This is a genomic window from Nocardia sp. NPDC023852 (assembly GCF_040639505.1).
GTDB lineage: Bacteria > Actinomycetota > Actinomycetes > Mycobacteriales > Mycobacteriaceae > Nocardia.
In genome coordinates this window covers 1-16,694 of sequence record NZ_JBFAAB010000026.1, presented here as the reverse complement: position 1 = coordinate 16,694, position 16,694 = coordinate 1, and the positions used below count along the sequence as shown (strand labels likewise).

At 66.0% G+C, this 16,694-nt stretch carries 18 protein-coding genes and 2 pseudogenes; 13 read left to right on the top strand and 7 right to left on the bottom strand.

The window, feature by feature from the left end; genetic code table 11:
* Positions 1-263: 263 nt before the first annotated feature.
* Positions 264-1,055, top strand: a complete 792-nt coding sequence (locus AB0H00_RS26490) for an acyl-ACP thioesterase domain-containing protein (protein ID WP_357271447.1) — start codon at positions 264-266, stop codon at positions 1,053-1,055.
* 90 nt (positions 1,056-1,145) lie between these two features.
* Here the strand turns inward: AB0H00_RS26490 and AB0H00_RS26485 are convergent, their stop codons facing one another.
* The gene (locus AB0H00_RS26485; protein WP_357271444.1) at positions 1,146-2,816 is read right to left on the bottom strand and encodes an FAD-dependent oxidoreductase; all 1,671 of its coding nucleotides are present in this window, start codon (positions 2,814-2,816) and stop codon (positions 1,146-1,148) included.
* A 178-nt stretch (positions 2,817-2,994) separates the two neighbouring features.
* Here AB0H00_RS26485 and AB0H00_RS26480 point away from each other — a divergent pair, with 178 nt between their 5' ends.
* Entirely contained in the window at positions 2,995-3,486 is a 492-nt protein-coding gene (locus AB0H00_RS26480; RefSeq protein ID WP_357271441.1) for a histidine phosphatase family protein, read from the top strand.
* 10 nt (positions 3,487-3,496) lie between these two features.
* Here AB0H00_RS26480 and AB0H00_RS26475 read toward each other — a convergent pair whose 3' ends face one another.
* Entirely contained in the window at positions 3,497-3,700 is a 204-nt protein-coding gene (locus tag AB0H00_RS26475; protein ID WP_357072985.1) for a hypothetical protein, read from the bottom strand.
* Between the two features lie 58 nt (positions 3,701-3,758).
* Between AB0H00_RS26475 and AB0H00_RS26470 the strand changes: the two genes are divergently transcribed.
* The 6 genes from AB0H00_RS26470 to AB0H00_RS26445 all read left to right on the top strand — a co-directional run bounded on the left by AB0H00_RS26470 (position 3,759) and on the right by AB0H00_RS26445 (position 8,255).
* Positions 3,759-4,130, top strand: a complete 372-nt coding sequence (locus AB0H00_RS26470) for a glyoxalase superfamily protein (protein WP_357271438.1) — start codon at positions 3,759-3,761, stop codon at positions 4,128-4,130.
* A gap of 149 nt (positions 4,131-4,279) precedes the next feature.
* Positions 4,280-4,837: a MerR family transcriptional regulator gene (locus tag AB0H00_RS26465; protein WP_357271435.1), complete on the top strand. Its 558-nt coding sequence runs from the start codon at positions 4,280-4,282 to the stop codon at positions 4,835-4,837.
* The gene (locus AB0H00_RS26460) at positions 4,834-5,901 is read left to right on the top strand and encodes an aldo/keto reductase (RefSeq protein ID WP_357271432.1); all 1,068 of its coding nucleotides are present in this window, start codon (positions 4,834-4,836) and stop codon (positions 5,899-5,901) included. Before AB0H00_RS26465 ends, AB0H00_RS26460 begins: the two co-directional genes overlap by 4 nt.
* Before the next feature lie 29 nt (positions 5,902-5,930).
* Complete coding sequence (locus AB0H00_RS26455; RefSeq protein WP_357271429.1) at positions 5,931-6,224, top strand: putative quinol monooxygenase; 294 nt, start codon at positions 5,931-5,933, stop codon at positions 6,222-6,224.
* Positions 6,225-6,475: 251 nt separating this feature from the next.
* On the top strand, positions 6,476-7,273 hold the full coding sequence (locus tag AB0H00_RS26450) for an N-acetyltransferase (RefSeq protein WP_357271426.1): 798 nt from the start codon (positions 6,476-6,478) through the stop codon (positions 7,271-7,273).
* Positions 7,266-8,255 carry a pirin family protein gene (locus AB0H00_RS26445; protein WP_357271423.1) on the top strand — a complete coding sequence of 330 codons (990 nt, stop codon included), beginning with the start codon at positions 7,266-7,268 and terminating at the stop codon, positions 8,253-8,255. Before AB0H00_RS26450 ends, AB0H00_RS26445 begins: the two co-directional genes overlap by 8 nt.
* Positions 8,256-8,306: 51 nt before the next feature.
* Here AB0H00_RS26445 and AB0H00_RS26440 read toward each other — a convergent pair whose 3' ends face one another.
* A complete protein-coding gene (locus AB0H00_RS26440) occupies positions 8,307-8,786 on the bottom strand; it encodes an SRPBCC family protein (RefSeq protein WP_357271420.1) in 480 nt (159 codons plus the stop codon).
* A complete protein-coding gene (locus AB0H00_RS26435; RefSeq protein WP_357271417.1) occupies positions 8,786-9,115 on the bottom strand; it encodes a metalloregulator ArsR/SmtB family transcription factor in 330 nt (109 codons plus the stop codon). The genes AB0H00_RS26440 and AB0H00_RS26435 overlap by 1 nt, the downstream gene beginning before the upstream one ends.
* Before the next feature lie 119 nt (positions 9,116-9,234).
* On the opposite strand from AB0H00_RS26435, the gene AB0H00_RS26430 reads away from it, so the two are divergent.
* Positions 9,235-9,600, top strand: coding sequence for a hypothetical protein (locus tag AB0H00_RS26430; RefSeq protein WP_357271615.1), 366 nt, complete (start codon positions 9,235-9,237; stop codon positions 9,598-9,600).
* A gap of 46 nt (positions 9,601-9,646) precedes the next feature.
* On the opposite strand, the pseudogene AB0H00_RS26425 reads toward AB0H00_RS26430, so the two are convergent.
* Positions 9,647-9,712, bottom strand: a pseudogene (locus AB0H00_RS26425) (hypothetical protein); the annotation flags it as partial.
* A gap of 24 nt (positions 9,713-9,736) precedes the next feature.
* Here AB0H00_RS26425 and AB0H00_RS26420 point away from each other — a divergent pair.
* The 4 genes and pseudogenes from AB0H00_RS26420 to AB0H00_RS26405 form a co-directional block, all read left to right on the top strand.
* Positions 9,737-10,153, top strand: a pseudogene (locus AB0H00_RS26420) (aldo/keto reductase); the annotation flags it as partial.
* 300 nt (positions 10,154-10,453) lie between these two features.
* Entirely contained in the window at positions 10,454-10,972 is a 519-nt protein-coding gene (locus tag AB0H00_RS26415; RefSeq protein ID WP_357271414.1) for an N-acetyltransferase, read from the top strand.
* Positions 10,973-11,216: 244 nt separating this feature from the next.
* Positions 11,217-11,513, top strand: a complete 297-nt coding sequence (locus AB0H00_RS26410) for a metalloregulator ArsR/SmtB family transcription factor (RefSeq protein ID WP_357271411.1) — start codon at positions 11,217-11,219, stop codon at positions 11,511-11,513.
* Complete coding sequence (locus AB0H00_RS26405; RefSeq protein ID WP_357271604.1) at positions 11,513-11,899, top strand: VOC family protein; 387 nt, start codon at positions 11,513-11,515, stop codon at positions 11,897-11,899. Before AB0H00_RS26410 ends, AB0H00_RS26405 begins: the two co-directional genes overlap by 1 nt.
* A 72-nt stretch (positions 11,900-11,971) precedes the next feature.
* Here AB0H00_RS26405 and AB0H00_RS26400 read toward each other — a convergent pair whose 3' ends face one another.
* Together AB0H00_RS26400 and AB0H00_RS26395 are read right to left on the bottom strand one after the other, a co-directional pair.
* Entirely contained in the window at positions 11,972-12,310 is a 339-nt protein-coding gene (locus AB0H00_RS26400) for a hypothetical protein (protein ID WP_357271408.1), read from the bottom strand.
* Positions 12,311-12,451: 141 nt separating this feature from the next.
* Positions 12,452-16,405 (bottom strand): DNA-directed RNA polymerase subunit beta', encoded by a 3,954-nt coding sequence (locus tag AB0H00_RS26395; protein ID WP_357271405.1) that lies wholly within the window; start codon positions 16,403-16,405, stop codon positions 12,452-12,454.
* Positions 16,406-16,694: the final 289 nt, after the last annotated feature.

The following is a 16,694-nucleotide window of genomic DNA, read 5'->3' as shown; positions in this document are numbered from 1 at the left end:
TCCGGTATGCCGCACGCCCTACAAGACGCCCGGCCACGACGACGTCTGGAATCCGGCGGACGGGTCCCAGGGCTGCTGATCGAAGCTTCGCGACCCGCCCACATCGGCCGTCCCCACCATCCCGCCTGGTCCAAGCATTTTTTGGCGGATTATGCGGGAGTACAGGCGGCTCGACGCGAGGGTGTGACGTACGCCCCGTAAAGTCGTGTCACAACAGCACCGCATGAAGAAACGCAGCACACCGTGCAGCGCGAGGAGCACCAGTGTCACTCGATCAGCCACTCGCCCCGCTTCCCCAGGAGGGCATGGGCTTTACTTCGGCGTGGCCAGTCCGGGCTGGCGATGTGGATCCTTACGACCGGTTGCGGTTCGATGCCGTCGCCCGCTATCTGCAGGATATTGCCTGGGAAAATCTGCAGACAACGTTCTTTCACCGGACCGACCCGAATTGGATCGTCCGACGGACGGTCATCGACGTCATCCGACCGATCCTCTGGCCGGACGAGGTGCGGCTATTGCGCTGGTGCTCGGCGTTGTCCACTAGGTGGACCAATATGCGCGTGCGTATCACCAGCGGAAACGGTGGCTTGATCGAGACCGAGGGCTTCTGGATCAACATCAGCGAGTCGACCGGGATGCCCGCCCGGATCAGCGACGAGGGCCTCGCCTACCTGGGCCGCACGACCGACGAGCATCGGCTGCGCTGGCGGCCGTACCTGGCAGACGCCACGCCGCCGGAATCGGACACCGACATGCCGTTCCCGGTGCGCGCCACGGATATCGATCAGTACAACCACGTCAACAATGCCTGTTACTGGCAGGCGGTGGAACAGTTCCTGGTCGACTACCCCAAGCTGCTCGCCGGCCCGCACCGCGCGGTGATCGAATACGTCGCCCCGGTCCTCGCGCGCCAGCATGTGACCATACGCAGCCGATACGAGCCCAGCGACCGGTCAGGACAGCCGGTGCTGCGGTTGTGGTTCGTCGTCGGTAGTACGACCACCACAGTGGTCCGCATCATGCCGCTGCCCGGTGCCGCCTCTCCGAGTCTTTAGGCTGCCCGCCTCTCCGAGTCTTCAGGCTGCCCGCCTCTCCGAGTCGGAAGCCGGTCGGATCTCGGATGATCCGACCGGCAACCGGCACTGTCAGCCGCGCGCGGCCTTCAGCAGATCCTCGCGCGTAGTGAACTTGACCCGCGGCCGCCCCGCGGACTTGCCCGCGACCTTCTCCGCCTGATCGATCGCCCGCCAGCCCGTCCGGTCCACCAAGTCGGCCTGCCGCTGCGTGAGCAGCGCCTTCAGCGCGGCCCGATCGCCTTTCGGCACAGCGAGTTTGCCCGTGGTGAAGTCGGAAAGGAGCTGTTCCACTGTCTCCTCGGAGTCGACCCGGTTCGAGCCGATCACACCGCGCGGACCGCGCTTGATCCAGCCGCTGACATACACGCCGGAAATCGGTATGCCGTCGGCGCCGATCACCCGGCCGTGCTCGTTGGGCACGACACCGCGCCGTTCATCGAACGGCAGGTCGACGACCGGTTCCCCGCGGTAGCCGATGGACCGCAGCACCAGCGTGGCGTCGATGCTCTCGGTCCGGTCGGTTGCCACGGCCACCAGCTGACCGCCCTCGCTGACCAGCTCGTTGTGCACGAACTCGATCGACTCGACGCGGTCGGCGCCGGTCAGCGCGGTCGGCGAGGCGAGGTAGCGGAAGACGATCCGCTTGTTGCTCTCCGCGCGCCGACCGGCGGCGTACTCTTCGGCCAAGGTGTACTTCAGCGTCAGCGACGGCTCGATCTCCGGATCGTCCAGCATTGCTTGGCTCGCCTGGTCGAGTTGCAGATCACCCTCCTCGACGAGGACGTCGACGCCCTTCAGGTGAGCAAGGGCGAGGAACTCCGACGAGGTGTAGGCCGCCTGCAGCGGGCCGCGCCTGCCGAGCACGACGACCTCCCGAATGTTGCTCTGGCGCAACGCGTCCAGCGCGTAGTCCGCGATGTCGGTCTTGGCCAGTTCGTCGGGGTCGACGGTCAGCACCCGGGCCACGTCCAAGGCGACATTGCCGTTGCCGACGATCACGGCCCGCTCGCCGGACAGGTCGAAGGTCCGGTCGGCGTAGTCCGGGTGGCCGTTGTACCAGGCGACGAACTCGGTGGCCGAGTGGCTGCCCGGCAGATCCTCGCCCGGCACGCCGAGACGGCGGTCGGTCGAGGCGCCGACCGCGTAGATCACGGCGTGGTGGTGCCGCAGCAGTTCGTCATGCGAGATGTCCGTGCCGACCTCGACGTTGAGGTAGTACTGCAGTGCCTCGCGGCGGAACGCGGACTCGAACATGCCCGAGACCGTCTTGGTGCCGGGGTGGTCCGGAGCGACGCCCGCCCGGACCAGACCCCACGGGGTGGGCAGCCGGTCGAACATCTCGATTTCGACGTCTGCCCTGCGCAACAGTTCGTCGGCGGCGTAGCAGGCCGCCGGCCCGGCTCCGACAATCGCGACGCGTAGAGTGCCCAGCTGCTTCGGCGGACGCGCGGGAGTGACGATGGGATCGAAGTTCGACTCGAGCGGATGCCTTTGGAAGTAGGCCGCATTGATATCCCGGTATCGCGCCAGCGAGGCGGTGAGGTCGTCCTCAGGGAAGATGGCCTCCACCGGGCAGGCGTCTACGCAGGCACCACAGTCGATGCAGGTGTCGGGGTCGATGTAGAGCATCTCGGTAGTCGCGAACTCCGGCTGGTCCGGGGTGGGACGGATGCAATCGACCGGGCACTCGGAAACGCAGCTGGCGTCGTTGCAACAGCGCTGCGTGATTACGTAGGCCATATTGTGCTGATCCTCGAAGATGTACGTGGGCTGTGGCCACCCAAGGGTTGCGGTGGGCAGAAGTGGCGTCCATCACTTCCACCCCAGGGATCCCCCGCGGCAGGCGTGATGTGATGCCGCTTTCAGTCTGCCTCGAGTATGGTCGAGACCTCACGTCCGGAGGCCTTACGGTATCCGCATGGCGCGGACTCTGATCCTCATGCGGCACGGCAAGTCGGCGTACCCGGACGGTATCGGCGATCACGAACGACCACTGGCGCCGCGGGGTCGGCGTGAGGCCGGGCTGGCGGGTCGCTGGTTACGCGAGACCCAGCCACCGATCGACGCCGTACGCTGCTCCACCGCCGTTCGCACCCGGCAGACGCTGATCGCCACCGGGATCACGGCGCCGGTCGTCTTCGAGGCCGGGATCTACGAGGCCGCGCCGCCTTCGGTCATCGAGCTGATCCAGCTCAGCGACGACGACGTCTCGACGCTGCTGGTGATCGGACACGCGCCCGGCATGCCATGGACGGCATGGGAGTTGGCGAGCAACCGCGATTCGGTACCGGCCGTCGAGCTCAGCAGGAACTTCCCCACGTCGGCGCTCGCCGTGTTGGAATTCGACCGGCCATGGGCCGATATCGACCCCGGGACCGGGAAGCTGACCTACTTCCATATTCCGCGCTGACTACTCGCGGTCAGCGCAGTAACTTGCCGCCGACCACCACGACCGCACCGAGGATCACCAGCAGCACGAACGCGGCGAAACCGCCGAACAGCCACCACACGACACCGAGCGCGAGCACGAAGGGCGCCACCGCGATGGCGGTGATCACCGGGCTTTCTTTGACCGTCGCCCAAGCCGAACGAGCCCTGATCCGGTCGATGTCCTTTCCAGGCATGTCCCCAGAGTAGGCGGGAAGTGGGGACTTTGTCGGTGGCGGGTGAAATGCTCGGCGGATGGACTGGAAAATTGAGCTCGTCGCCATTCCGGTGACCGACGTCGACCGTGCCAAAGACTTCTACACCAAGATCGGCTTCAACGCCGACCACGATCACCGGGTCAACGAGAACCTGCGCTTCGTTCAGCTGACCCCGCCCGGTTCCGGCTGTTCCATCTGTCTGGGCGAGGGCATCACCGAGGCAGCGCCCGGCAGCGTCGAGGGCATGCAGATGGTGGTGGCCAACGCTGAGGATGCCTACCGGCAGCTGGTCGCAGCCGGTGTGCAGGCCACTCCGGTGCAGGACCTCGGCTGGGGCCTGTTCACGTTCTTCTCCGATCCGGACGGCAACAAATGGGCCGTTCAGCAAATGCCCGACTACAGCAGCTGACCAGCTCAGCGCCTCAGCAAAAGGCAGACCTCATCGGGCAGGCGATTGTCTGCCCGTCTTCAGGTGCAGACCGAAATTTCGGACCCGGGATCGGGACTTCGGCAGAATGGGGCTTGCTTGGAGTGCACTCCAGGTGACTAGCGTCGTCGATGTTCAACGAGAAGGGCGAGGGCATGAGGGAGCGCAGCGAGCGAATCACCAACACAGCGCGCATCGCGCATGACGGAGCCGAGCGGCAGCGCGGCGAGGGCATGAGCGAAACCGCACCTCGAGAGAGTGTGAGCGAATGGGAGCACCCGCGGTACTCGATCGGTGCCGTGGCTGAGCGGTCGGGGCTGAGCCGGGACACGTTGCGCTGGTACGAGCGGATCGGGCTGATGGATTACATCGGCAGGGACCACACCGGCAAGCGCCGGTTCAGTGATCGCGATCTGGAATGGCTGGCGCTGATCGGTCGCCTGCGCACCACTGGCATGTCGGTGGCGGACATGGTCCGCTACGCCGAACTGGTGCGGGCAGGGGAATCCACGTTCCCCGAGCGGCTGGCGATGTTCCAGAACACGCGCTCGGAGGTACTCGCCAAGATCGATGAACTTCATCAGACCCTGGCCGTGCTGGACTACAAGATCGCCGTCTACGAGGGCAGAGCCCAGGCGGGCCGGCCGGCCGCGGTCATCGCGCACGACAGCGAAGGGATCAAGGTATGAACGCCGTATCGCGGAGCGATTCGATGAAAGGTGGGGGCCCGGCGAGGAGTGGGCCCGACACCCTTTCCACCACCCCACTGGGCACCAGCGGCATACGGGTAGGGGCGCAGGGGTTGGGCTGTATGGGGATGAGCGAGTTCTACGGCCCCAGCGACCTGACCGAATCGCGGGCGACGCTGGAACAGGCCCTGGAACTGGGTGTCACGCTCTTCGACACCGCCGACATCTACGGCTCTGGCCATAACGAAGAATTCCTCAGCGATTTTGTCGGCGCCCATCGCGACCAGGTGGTGCTGGCCACCAAGTTCGGCATCGTCCGCAAGGCCGACGACCCGACCTACCGCGGCTTCGACAACTCCCCCGGCTACATCCGCAGTGCGGTGGAGGCCAGCCTGCGCAGGCTCGGGATCGACACCATCGACCTCTACTACATGCACCGCAAGAGCCCCGCCGTGCCGATCGAGGACACCGTCGGCACCATGGCGGAACTGGTGCAGGAGGGCAAGGTTCGCGCGCTGGGCCTGTCCGAGGTGACCGGAGCCGAATTGCGGGCCGCACACGCGGTGCATCCGATCGCCGCGGTGCAGTCGGAGTGGTCACTGTTCTCCCGCGATGTCGAACGGACCGTGGTGCCCGCCGCCGCGGAACTGGGCGTGACGTTCGTGCCGTACTCGCCGCTCGGCCGCGGCTTCCTCGCCGGATCGTTCACCGGCTCGAGCGGATCGGCGGAGGGGAAGGACTTCCGCGTCTCGATGCCACGGTTCTCCGGCGACAACGCGGTGCACAACGCCGAACTGCTCGCACCACTGCGGGCGATCGCGGACGCGCGCGGCAGCACGCTCGCGCAGGTCGCGCTGGCCTGGGTGCACGCGCAGGCCGGGGTGCACGACCTCGCGGTGGTCCCGATTCCCGGCACGCGCAGCCGAAGCCGGCTCGCCGACAACGTGGCCGCCGCGACCATCGCGCTGACCGCCGACGAACTGGCTACGCTGGAGCCGATCGCAGATAAGGTGGCCGGCAACCGGTACGCGGATATGTCTTTCACCTCGGCGGGCCGGGAATAGCCGGCAGCACGAGAAATCAGGAGACAGCCGTGTCCACGTTGACGCTCAACGTCCGCTTCACCGCCGAGCCGGGCCGTGAGGCGGATCTGAAGGAACTGCTGGAGAGCATGATCGAACCAACCCTGGCGGAGGAGGGCTGTCTCGGCTACGAGCTCTACCTGCATCCCACCGATCCGAGACGGGTAGTGCTGCTGGAGGAGTGGGTCGAGGCGGACGCCCTGGCGACGCATTTCCAGACGCCGCATCTGAAGGCTTGCGCGGCGGCACTGGAGGGCATCCTGGTCGAGCCGTTCGAGCTGCGACGGTTCGCCGAGATCGCTTGATCCGCGGCCGCAACCGTCCGGCGATCCTCGGAGCGCCGGAGGGTTGCGCGACCGTTCCTGGTCCGAGAAGCGCTCGCCCGCTGAGATCGCGGGCGGGCGTTCGGCGTTTCACCAGGTCGGTACGTATCTGCCGGTTCAGATCATGGCGCCCCAGCGGCATTGCGGACAACACTCCAGCACCCGGACTGAAGTCCGCTTATTCGGTGGTCGTTGTCTGCGTGTTTACCGGCGGCGACTAACATCCGACGAATATGAAGTTCTCCGCACCCCATGACCGTGTCTGGATCGACAAACAGACACCGACCGCCTTTCGCGCGCTCAACAGCGTCGCGAGCGAGGTGCGGGCGGCGGGCGCCGCGGTCGGGCTCGACCGCAGGATCATCGAACTGATCAACCTGCGCGTCTCCCAGATCAACGGCTGCGCGTACTGCCTGGACGTGCACTACCGGGCCGCACTCGCGGCCGGAGTCACCGAACAGGAGATCGCGGTACTACCGGGATGGCGGCGCGGCGGAACGTATACCCCATTCGAGCAGGGCGCACTCGCGGTCGCGGAGATCACGGCGACGCTTCCGGACGAAGACACCCTAGAGCGTGAGTACGCTTTCGCTCGCACGTACCTGACGGATGATCAGCTGTCTGCCGTCGCCTGGGTGGCGACCACGATCGGCGCGTTCAACCGCGTGTCGATCCTCAGCAGGCACCCGGTCCGCGCACGGAAGGAGAAGGCAACCATGACCGCATCGACTCCGGAGTCCGAGGTCGTCCGCAACGACGAAAAGCACCGATACGAGGTGTTCTACAGCGGAGAGCCGGCCGGCTTCGCCGACTACGAGGAGCGCGCCGACGAGACGGTGTTCACCCACACCGAGATCGACGGCGCGTTCTCCGGCAAGGGCCTCGGCACAGCCCTGGCCCAGCGCGCGGTCGAGGACACCATCGGCCGCGGCCGTGTGATCCGGCCGCTGTGCCCGTTCATCAAGGCATACCTGGACAAGCACGCGGAATACGACGCCCACGTCATCGGCAAGGGCGTCACTCGTGAGTGACCTCGACCCGCGGCCCGCGGAGACGCTCTGTGAGCCGGCACCAGGCCCCGGTCCTGCCGTGGAGCTGTATCCGGCGCGCGAGGTGCCGCTCGGCGGTGTCCGAGGAGTCTTCGTGGAACGCGTCCTACCGCAACGGGACCTGCCGACGGTGGGCGCATGGTGCTTCCTCGACCACTTCGGCTCGCCGACCGTCACCAAGACCGGCGCGCCGCCGGACATAGATCCGCACCCGCACATCGGCCTGCAGACAGTGACCTGGCCGTTCGAAGGACGCATCCGGCACCGCGACTCGGTCGGCTCGGACGTCGAGATCGAGCCGGGCCAGCTGAACCTGATGACCTCGGGACGCGGCATTGCGCATTCGGAGTATGCCGTCCCGGGCGCCCCAGCAGGGCACGGCCTGCAATTGTGGATCGCTTTGCCCGGCGATCAGGCCTGCATCGACCCGCACTTCGAGCAGCATCGCGAGTTGCCCGTCCTCGAGGCTGCCGGCCTACGGGCGATCGTCCTGATCGGCTCGCTGGCCGGGGTCGCTTCGCCCGCGATCGCGTACACACCTCTGGTCGGCGCCGACGTGCGGGTGGAGCCGGGCGCCGACGTCACCCTCCCACTGAACCCTCGTTTCGAGCACGCGGTGTTGGTGATCGAGGGCGAGTTGACGGCCGCGGAGACCGAGCTGGCGCCGGGGCCCCTGCTGTATCTGGGCACCGATCGCGACGAACTCCGGCTTGCCAGCGCGGACGGTGCCCACTTCGCACTGATCGGTGGCGAGCCGTTCGGCGAGGAACTGGTGATGTGGTGGAACTTCGTCGGCCGCGGCCATGAGGAGATCGTCGCCGCCCGAAACGACTGGGAGAGCCGCGAACTCCACCGTTTCGCCGACATCGCGGGGCACCCGCCCGAGCAGCGCATTCCCGCACCGCCACTGCCGGGCCTGCATCTGAAGCCGCGCAAACGCCGGATCGGTTCGGCCAGAGACTAAGTGACACAACGTGATTCGACCCCGATCACCCGGGGCCGAACACGTTCCCGGTCAAGATCCAGCGGCCAATAGGGCGTCCAGCGCCCGATAGCTCGCGTTGAGCCCGGTCTCCATGCCCGACTGCAGCATTCCGTCGCGCTCCTGCGACGTATGGAACTGACTGTCGGTGACCACCTTCGTCCGGCCGTCGCCGAGGTCGACGAAGCTGACGTTGTCGACCGCGACATAAGCGGGCATACCGTCCCACTCGAAGGAGTAAACCATCCGCTCCTGCGGTGTGATCTCGCGAAATCTGCCCTCGAAGCCGTTTGTTTCGCCGTCGGAGTGTTCGACGAAGCGCCAGTGCCCGCCCCGGCGGAACTCCCAGCGCTCGACGTCGAGTCGATTGCCGCGCCCCCACCATTGGGTGAGCAGCTCGATCCGGCTGTAGGCGGCCCACACGCGCTCGCGCGGGGCGTCGAAGATCCGCTCGACGTGGATCTCGCGGTCGGTGTCGGCGGTGACGACGGCGTCGTTCGTGGTTGTGCCCATCAGTCCTGCTCCGTTCGCTCGAGAAATTCACCGAGACGGTCCATCCGGGCTTCCACCATGCGCCGATAGCCCTGCATCCAGGCCACTTCTCGGTCGAAGACGTTCTCGCCGAGTCGGCAGTACCGCACCCGGCCACGCTTCTCCGTGCGGATCATGCCCGCCGCCTCCAGCAACTGGATGTGCTTCTTCATGCCGGTCAAGGTCATCTCGAAGCGTTCGGCCAGCTCGCTGACGGTCGCGGGCCCACGGCCGAGGCGCTCCAGAATTCCACGTCGAGTGGGATCCGCGAGCGCCCCGAAAGAGGCATCCAGGAAGTCATACTGAACCATCTAGTTCAGTGTTACGTGCCGGAGCGAGTTCGTCAAGGGGTCGGCGTCAACTCTTCTCATGCCGCAGGCCGGACGGCATCGTCATCGGACAAACTGGACAGGGCAGGCTCAGGCTGTTCGTGCTCGACTCCATCACGGCGCCGCGGTCGCGGGGCCGGCTGAGCTGGCACGCGGCGGGCATCTACCGCATCGGCGACGGCTGCGGCGGCGGTCAAGGCGCCCCAGCGCTTCGCACCGCTCAACAGCTGGCCGGACACGCGCGATCGGCGCATGGGCCGGGTTCGGCGGCTGCGGACGGCCGTCGTCGATACGGCGTCGCAATACGTGACCAGCACGCCCTAATCGAGAGGGTCGGCCATTGCGTCGACGCCGGCGGGGGCCAGCGTCTGGTCGCCGATCACGCGCAGCAAGTCCAGCTTCTCGGCCGCGTCCGTGCCCGGACGCGGCAGGTAGACCACGAGGCGGTGCGCGGCGTTGGGGCGTGAGCAACGTTTCGCAGACGGTGTCGGTCAGGCCGACTCGCGGATGCAGGATGCACTTGGTGACCGAAAGATGCACCGCCACTTCGTGTTCGTCCCAGTGTCGATCGAATTCCATACTCGACGAACGCAACTTCGTGATGAACTCGGCGACATCGGCGTGACCGCCTACGGCGTGCTCTCGCGGGGCCTGCTCAGCGACTCGATCCGGGCCGCGACCGGGTTCGCCGCCAACGACTTCCGCGCACACAGTCCGCGCTTTCAGGGCGAGAACCTGGACTGGAATCTCGAACTGGTGCGCGCGCTCGGCGCGATCGCGGCGGACAAGGGCGTCTCGATGGCGCAACTGGCTATCGCGTGGGCGCTCACTCGGGGCGAAGACATCGTGCCGGTCATCGGCGCGCGGCGTCGCGAAAGTTTAGCTGAAAGCCTTGGCGCCTCGTATATCTCGCTCAACACAGAGGAGCTGGCCATCATCGAGGCGGCAGTGCCGGCCGACCAGGTCGCGGGCGAGCGCTACGCGAGCGCGCAGATGGCGTTGCTCGACAGCGAGCGCTGAGGCCGCAGTCGGAGTCGGAGTCGGAGTCCAGCACTCGGCGTCAATTCGATAGCCCCCTGCAGTCGGGCGCGCTAGCATCGCTTGTTCGTATTCGACCTGGTGAGCAACCTGAGGAGGTGGGGCGGGATGACCGCGCCGAAGACCGCCGTCACACACGACGCCCAGACTGTCCAGTCGTCTCGGGTCCCGGTCTGATCTCTCTTCGTCCGGCGTTCGTGCTGCGAGCTATCCGGCTCGTGTGACGGCGGTGTTGTGTCCGCGGACGGGCCCGACCCCCATCACGAATACGGAGAATCCGAGTTGAATTCCCCCATCGATTGGCACACGCGCGCCGAAAACGATGCCGACATTCCCGCTGTCCACGCGATCAACCATGCGGCCTTCGACAGGGCCGAGGAGGCCGATCTGGTCGACGCACTACGCGACGACCCTGCCTGGATCGACGGACTGTCCCTTGTCAGCACACTGCCGGATGGCACACCGGTCGGCTACGCACTGCTGACCCGCTGCCATGTCGACACCACGCCGGCGCTATGTCTCGGTCCGTGCGCCGTACTGCCCGAATACCAGAAGACCGGCGCCGGTAGCGCCGCGATCCGGGCGGGGCTCACGGTCGCGGCGCGGATGGGCGAGCGTTTCGTCATTGTGCTCGGCCATCCGACGTACTACCCGCGCTTCGGCTTCGGGAAGGCATCCGAGCACGGCATCGGTCTCACCATCGAGGTGCCGGATGAGGCGTTGATGGCGCTGACGCTCACCCCTGCTCACCCACTACCGCGCGGCACGGTTCGCTACGCCGAGCCATTCGGTATCGACTAGCGAAAACCATTGGCACTCATGGGCTGACAGTTCCGAGGGTGGGCGACTCAGGTCTTCCCACCCTCGGTGGTCGGGCCCCATGCCTCGGCTATCCGTGAAACAACGATTGCCCGCTCCCAGCTGGAGCGGGCAATCGCACTGACCAAAACCTGGTCTCAGAACTTGGTGGCGGCACGACAAGCGAAAGCCTATGCGGCCTCCCCTCCGTTGACATGCAAGCGGACACTTGCCTAAAATCGTGTCCGTGGCGACAGACCCTGACCTGTTCAAGGCTATCGGCGACTCGACGCGACGCATCATCCTGGACGAGCTGACCGACAAGGACGGTCAGACGTTGTTCGAGATCTGCGGCCGACTGACCATGAAGCACGGCCTGGCCTCCTCGCGTCAGGCCATCTCGCAGCACCTCGCGGTGCTCGAACAGGCCGGCCTGGTGCACACCCGACGGCAGGGCCGGTACAAGTTCCATCACATCGACACGAGCCCGCTGCGCTCAATCGTCGAGCGGTGGCCCATCGACCGAGAGGAACCAAACCCGTGATCCGCATCAACCTCACCAGCGTTTTCGTCGACGACCAGGCCAAGGCGCTCGCCTTCTACACCGAGAAGCTGGGGTTCATCAAGAAGACCGACGAGCCCGCCGGCGAGGCCCGCTGGCTCACCGTGGTCTCCCCCGCCGACCCCGACGGCGTCGAGCTGCTGCTGGAGCCGGACGGCCACCCAGCGGCGAGCCCGTTCAAAAACGCCCTGGTCACCGACGGCATCCCCTTCACCCAGTTCGCCGTCGACGACGTGTACGCCGAGGTCGAGCGGCTCAAGGGGCTGGGCGTCGAGTTCACCCAGGACGCCACCGAGATGGGGCCGGTGGTCACCGCGGTCCTCGACGACACCTGCGGCAACCTGATTCAGATCGCCACCATGAAGTAGTCGCTCACGCGTCGGCAAACGTCGGGGCGGCTGGTTCGCCGGCGCCTGCACGTGTCGGTACGTGACCTATGCTCACATATCCTCCGACAATCGTCGCAACATCTGCGCCACATACTCCGCGAGTTCGTTGTTCGCCCCTCTGAGCACGCACGGATCCGCGTGAAGTGGTTCGAGAAGTCGGCGTGCACCCGCGACATCACCTGTCTCGCAGAGTAATTCACCGACCTCGACGCGGCGAAACGCCTCTGGATTGGTTGCGAACTGCGCCATTCCCTTGCGCAACTGCTCTGCGATCAGGCCCCTGCCCCGCGGGCCACGAAGGCGATGTAGCTCCTCACGCGCCGCCTCGAGTTGCTGGTATTCCTGCAGCGAGACAATTACCTCAACCGCACCGTCTGGACCTGTGATCACACGGTGCGGACTCGCCAGCAGGCAGGGGGCTCGCAGGAGGAATCACCTCATCATAGGTGATCCAGTCCGCACCAGCCCGCAACGCATTCGGCCCCCACTCCGGAATGAAGCGGGGGCCGAATGCTGCCGTACTCTACCGAATTACCGGTAGTCGCTGAACCCGTAGTCGTCCAGCGGGACCGCGGCACCCGTGGTCTGGCCGAAGCTTTCCGGGCTGTAGTAGGTGTCGTCGTAAGACGGCACCGCGTACGCGGCGGCACGGGCTTCTTCGGTCGGCTGCACCTGGATGTTGCGGTAGCGGTTGATACCGGTACCGGCCGGGATCAGCTTGCCGATGATCACGTTCTCCTTGAGGCCGATGAGCTTGTCGGAGCGGCAGTTGATCGCCGCGTCCGTCAGCACTCGAGTGGTCTCCTGGAAGGACGCCGCCGACAGCCACGAGTCGGTGGCCAGCGACGCCTTGGTGATACCCATCAGCACCGGGCGACCCGCCGCGGGCTCGTTGCCCTCGGCGACGACGCGGCGGTTGGATGCCTCGAACTCGGCACGCTCGGTGAGCGAGCCGGGCAGGAACTCCGTCGCACCCGAGTCGATGATGGTCACGCGACGCAGCATTTGGCGCACGATCACCTCGATGTGCTTGTCGTGGATCGACACACCCTGGGAACGGTAGACCTCCTGGACCTCGTGGACCAGGTGCACCTGCACCTGCCGGGGGCCCATGATGCGCAGCACCTCATGCGGATCCGCCGCGCCTTCCAGCAACTGCTGGCCGACCTCGACGTGGTCACCGTCCGAGAGCAGACGCTCGGTGCCGTCGTCATGCTTGAACACACGCAGACGCTGCCGCTTCGAGAGCTTGTCGTAGACAACCTCTTCGCCACCGTCATCCGGGATGATGGTGATCTTGTAGAAGCGATCGTCGTCCTCCAGCCGCACGCGACCGGAGACCTCGGCGATGGGCGCCTTGCCCTTCGGCACGCGAGCCTCGAAGAGTTCCTGAACACGCGGCAGACCACCGGTGATGTCGTCGCCCGCGACACCACCCTGGTGGAAGGTACGCATGGTCAGCTGAGTACCGGGCTCACCGATGGACTGCGCGGCGACGATACCGACGGCCTCACCGATGTCGACCAGCTTGCCGGTCGCCATGGAGCGGCCGTAGCAGGTCGCGCACACGCCGGTGCCTGTGGTGCAGGTCAGCACGGAGCGGACCTTCACCTCTGTGATGCCCGCATCCAGCAGCGCCTCGAGAGCCGGGTCGCCGAGGTCGGCGCCCTTGCCCACCACCACATTGCCCGCGGCGTCCACCGCGTCGGCGGCGAGGGTGCGCGCGTAAGTGGAGGTCTCCACGTGCGCGTCGCGAATGATCGAGCCGTCGAGCAGCTTCTCCGCGATCGGCACCACGATGCCGCGCTCGGTGCCACAGTCGTGCTCGCGCACGATGACGTCCTGCGAGACGTCCACCAGACGACGGGTCAGGTAACCCGAGTCGGCGGTACGAAGCGCGGTGTCGGCCAGACCCTTTCGGGCACCGTGGGTGTTGATGAAGTACTCCAGAACCGTCAGGCCCTCACGGAAGGAGGACTTGATCGGTCGCGGGATGAACTCACCCTTCGGGTTCGTCACCAGGCCCTTCATGCCCGCGAGGGTACGGGTCTGGGTGAAGTTACCCGTGGCGCCCGAGTCGACGATCGTGATGATCGGGTTGTCGGCCGGGTAGTGCGTGCGCAGCGCCTTACCGACCTCTTCGGTCGCCTCCTGCCAGATCTTGACCAGGGCGTTGTTGCGCTCCTGGTGATCGAGCGCACCACGCTGGTACTTCTTCTCGATCTGATCCGACTGCGCCTCGTAGCGCTCCATGATCTCGGCCTTCTCCGGCGGCACGAGCACGTCGGACATGGAGACCGTCACGCCGGAACGCGTGGCCCAGTAGAAGCCCGCGTCCTTGAGCTTGTCGACGGTCTGCGCGACCACGATCATCGGGTAGCGCTCGGCGAGATCGTTGATGATCGTCGCCTGACGCTTCTTCGGCATCTGCTCGTTGATGAACGCGTAGTCCACGGGCAGCAGCTCGTTGAACAGCACCCGGCCCAGCGTGGTCTCGGTGATCCACGCATCGCCGCGCCGCCAGCCCTCCGGGAACCGCTCCGCCTCGATGTCCTTCGGCGGACGCTGGTCGGTCAGCCGGACCTTGATCAGCGAACGCACGGTGAGTTCACCGCGGTCCACCGCCATCTGCGCCTCGGCGGGCGAGGAGTACACGCCATGCTCCGGTGCGTCCTTGGTGGCCGGACGGTACGAACCCTTCGCGCCCTCTTCCAGGCGGGTCAGGTAGTACAGGCCGGTCACCATGTCCAGGCGCGGCATGGCCAGCGGACGACCCGAGGCCGGCGACAGGATGTTGTTCGAGGACAGCATCAGAATGCGGGCCTCGGCCTGCGCCTCCGCCGACAGCGGCAGGTGAACGGCCATCTGGTCACCGTCGAAGTCGGCGTTGAACGCCTCACAGACCAGCGGGTGCAGCTGAATGGCCTTGCCTTCCACCAGCTGCGGCTCGAAGGCCTGGATGCCGAGGCGGTGCAGGGTGGGCGCACGGTTGAGCAGCACAGGGTGTTCGGCGATGACCTCTTCGAGGACATCCCACACCTGCGGCCGCTGCCGCTCCACCATCCGCTTGGCCGACTTGATGTTCTGTGCGTGGTTCAGGTCGACCAGGCGCTTCATCACGAACGGCTTGAACAGCTCCAGCGCCATCAGCTTGGGCAGACCGCACTGGTGCAGCTTCAGCTGCGGGCCTACAACAATGACAGAGCGACCGGAGTAATCCACACGCTTACCGAGCAGGTTCTGCCTGAACCGGCCCTGCTTGCCCTTGAGCAGATCGGACAGCGACTTGAGCGGACGATTGCCCGGCCCGGTGACCGGGCGGCCGCGGCGGCCGTTGTCGAACAGCGCGTCGACGGACTCCTGCAGCATCCGCTTCTCGTTGTTGACGATGATCTCGGGCGCGCCGAGGTCGATCAGTCGCTTGAGGCGGTTGTTGCGGTTGATCACGCGGCGGTACAGGTCGTTCAGGTCGGAGGTGGCGAAGCGGCCACCATCGAGCTGAACCATCGGACGCAGCTCCGGCGGGATCACCGGAACGGCGTCGAGCACCATGCCCATCGGCGAGTTGCCGTTGGACTGGAAGGCCGCGACGACCTTGAGCCGCTTGAGCGCGCGCAGCTTCTTCTGACCCTTGCCGCTGCGGATCGTCTCGCGCAGCAACTCGGCCTCGGCGTCGATGTCGAAGTTCTCCATCAGCTTCTGGATGGACTCCGCACCCATGGCGCCGGTGAAGTACTCGCCGTAGCGGTCGATCAGCTCGCGGTAGAGCACCTCGTCCACGATCAGCTGCTTGGGGGCCAGCTTGGTGAAGGTGTTCCAGATCTCTTCCAGCCGGTCCAGCTCGCGCTGAGCACGGTCGCGGAGCTGGCGCATCTCACGCTCGCCACCGTCCTTGACCTTGCGGCGCACGTCGGACTTCGCGCCCTCGGCCTCCAGCTCGGCGATGTCGGCCTCGAGCTTCTGGGCGCGGGCCTCGAGGTCGGCGTCGCGCTGGTCGGCGACCGCCTTCTTCTCGACCTCCATCTCGGCCTCGAGCGTGGACAGCTCGTTGTGCCGCAGCTCCTCGTCGACGGCCACGATGACGTAGGCGGCGAAGTAGATGATCTTTTCCAGATCCTTCGGCGCCAGGTCGAGCAGATAGCCCAGACGCGAAGGCACGCCCTTGAAGTACCAGATGTGGGTGACCGGCGCGGCCAGCTCGATATGGCCCATCCGCTCACGGCGCACCTTGGCGCGAGTCACCTCGACGCCACAGCGCTCACAGATGATGCCCTTGAAGCGGACGCGCTTGTACTTACCGCAGTAGCACTCCCAGTCCCGGGTGGGACCGAAGATCTTCTCGCAGAACAAGCCATCCTTCTCCGGCTTGAGCGTGCGGTAGTTGATGGTCTCCGGCTTCTTCACCTCGCCGTAGGACCACTGGCGGATGTCGTCGGCGGTGGCAAGGCCGATCCGGAGTTCATCGAAGAAGTTGACGTCTAGCACGTAACTTCCTTTCCCCTATTCGGGTCGAATTCGAGCAAAAGTTCACTAGTCGGTGTCTTCCGAGCAATTGCTCGGCCGAGCACGCACGTGCAAAACGCGGAAGGCCGGATGCCGTTCGCGGGAGCGGCATCCGGCCGGCCGCCTAGTTCGCCAGATCGTCGACGGTGGCCGCTTCGTTCCTGGACAGGTTGATGCCCAGGTTGGCCGCCGCGCGCTCCAGATCCTCGTCGTCGCCGTCGCGCATCTCGATGGCGGCGCCGTCGGACGACAGCACCTCGACGTTGAGGCA